Source organism: Streptomyces thermodiastaticus (assembly GCF_014656135.1).
Classification (GTDB): Bacteria; Actinomycetota; Actinomycetes; order Streptomycetales; family Streptomycetaceae; genus Streptomyces; species Streptomyces thermodiastaticus.
In genome coordinates, this window is record NZ_BNBV01000060.1 from 1 (window position 1) to 2,486 (window position 2,486).

The following is a 2,486-nucleotide window of genomic DNA, read 5'->3' on the forward strand; positions in this document are numbered from 1 at the left end:
GTGGTGCTTGCGGTGCTTCTTGTGGCCCTTGTCGTGGTCGTCGTGGTCGCCGTGGTCGTTGCCCTCGTTGCCCTTGCTGTTGTTGTTTCCGTTGTCACCGCCCATGACGGCCTGGACGGGCGCCTGCTGGACGGCGGCGGGGGCGGCCTGGGGCTGGGAGGCCGGTGCGGCGGTGGCGTAGGTGATGCCGGTCGCGGTCAGTGCCGCGGCGGCCGCGATACCCGCGGTGATCGCATGGGAACGGGTGATGGCCATGGTGTTGCTTCTCCTGTCTTGGAACCAGAGAGTGGCCGGCTGTGTCGGCCGACGTGTGATTGAACGTACATACGCCCCCGGAACCTGTCATGTCGGGAATTTCGGAAGGGCCCGCCAGTGTGGTCCGAATGGATGACGCGCACCCTTGACGGGCCTTCCGGCGCGCGGCTGATGACATGTCAAAAAGTCAGCTCTGCAGAAGGATTGAATGACAATTGGTCCGACCGTGTGAATTCTGACGTCAGCTCACCTGTCGACGCATCGCCTGCGTGCGAGACAGCGGCGCGTCGCTGCTTGACAAAGCGGAATCAGCTGTTCCGTCGAAGGCTCACGGGGGTCCGGAGCCGGTGATCGCCCTGGCCCCTTCGCGGTCGCACACCGGCCGGGGGTGGTGACGTCGGTCCTCGGGTCGGCCCTGGTCGCAGTGCCCCGGCAGTCGGGGACGGGGCCTGCACGGGCACGCCTCGCAGCACCGACCGGACTGACGGTGAGGGGCCGGGACGGTCGTAGGGCTGGAGACAGCCGAGAGGCCCGGGGTCGCAGCGGTTCCGGGTTCCCGGAGCGGCGGTGCGCTGGGGCCCGGCACCCCCTGCACGTGGACGATGCGGACCTGGGATCGCACCGACAAGGCGTCCCCGCAAGCTCGTCCTGCGTCCTTCACCATGGGCCAGACGGCCATGACTGATCCGGCGCCCCGTGCATCCGGCGGTCCGGGCTACTGGAAGCCGTCTCCCCAACAGAGGTACGCACGTTCGGAAGTCGGCTCGTCGGTGTGGCCACGCACCGGTCCTGAAGGTGTCAGGCGCCGGGTGAACGGACCGCGCATCGTGCCGGTACGACCCGCGCCCGCAGGGCGTCGATGCCCCGACCCACCGCAACAACGCCTCGGGTGACCGCTTCAACGCCTCGGCTGTGAGATGGAGTTGACCGCCCTGGGAGCACCGCGGGCCACGACGGCCGCGCCCGGCCGCATGCCACCGTCGTCAATCCGCACTCACTCGCGCCCGAGCCCCGCCGACCGAACCTCCTGAGAGGGCGGCTCCACACCCTGTCTCCTCGCTCAACCGACCGCGTTGACGGTCTACTTGACGCAGCAGGTCGCCAACCCCGCTCTTGCTGCCGCAGCCGCACCTGCCCGACGGCACAGTCCTCGCCGGCTTGGAGAACTTTCACTTCACCGTCCCTCGGTACGCCCGCACCACGGAGCCTACGTAAGGGAGTTGACGCTCACCACGAGCCGGCGGCGGGCCGATTAACACACTCACGACGGACACGCCGGCCGGTGACATCACTCTCGCGAACGCTGTCTGAAACCGTCAGGTGATCACCGTGAGTGGTGTGCTCCTGCCGCACCACGGGCGACACAGCTCCCGCGTACGACGGGCCTGCCCAGGTGCTCGCCGAGGGAGGCTCGCCGGGTGCCGCACCGGTGCACCGCCCGGCGGACAAGGGCCTGGCCACGGCCTCCGGCACCGGCGGACCGGACCGAGCGTGGCACGGCCGGGGCCGACCGGCACCGCGGACGCCGCGGCGTGAGCACCGAGGTCGACATCACGGTGCACGTCACCGCGACGGTCGCCCTGCCGGTCGTCACCGGCGGCACGTATCAGCTCACCGGCCACGTCATCTGCCTCGGTACCCGGGACGGCAGAGTCCTGTACCGGGTAGGGGCCGGCCGGACCGGATTCCATGCCACGCCCCGGCCCGGTGACGGCCGCCCTGCAGGGTGACGGGCCCGCCGCGACGCCGATCACGCCCGCGCCACGGTCACCCGTCCGGGTGCGTCCGTTGGGCGAAGGGCCGGTCCGCGGGCGGCGCGGGTCCCATCCGGCCAACCGCAGTCCGTGCAGTGGGAATTGCACCATGCACCGACCCGTGAGGCGAGGCGCGGCGCACAGATGCGGCTCCCGTCAGAAGCTCGCGGGAGCCGGGGCCCGTCCCTAGGATGAGGGGACAGGCGCGTGGGTTTCCTGGGCAGCGGCCCGGTGAGCGTCCCGGCCGGGACGGCTCACGGGGCGGACGCCCGAACGCGAACCCCGGCCCGATTACGGCGGGCCGGGGTTCGGTGTCATGCGTCTGCTTGTAGGATCCCGGCCCGATTACGGCGGGCCGGGTTCTACATGCTTCCGCTCAGTCGGTGCTGCCAGGCGGCGATCAGTGGTCGCCCTTGCCGCCGTGGTCGCCGTTGTCGTCGTTGTCGTAGCCGTGGTCGTCGTTGTCGTGGTCGTGGT

General features: G+C 70.3%; 1 protein-coding gene and 1 pseudogene. One reads left to right on the forward strand and one right to left on the reverse strand.

The window, feature by feature from the left end; all coding sequences use genetic code 11:
- Window positions 1–255: pseudogene (locus tag IE286_RS26775) on the reverse strand (hypothetical protein); the annotation flags it as partial.
- A gap of 1,532 nt (window positions 256–1,787) precedes the next feature.
- On the opposite strand from IE286_RS26775, the gene IE286_RS26780 reads away from it, so the two are divergent.
- Window positions 1,788–1,985, forward strand: a complete 198-nt coding sequence (locus tag IE286_RS26780; protein WP_189799343.1) for a hypothetical protein — start codon at window positions 1,788–1,790, stop codon at window positions 1,983–1,985.
- Window positions 1,986–2,486 lie beyond the last annotated feature (501 nt).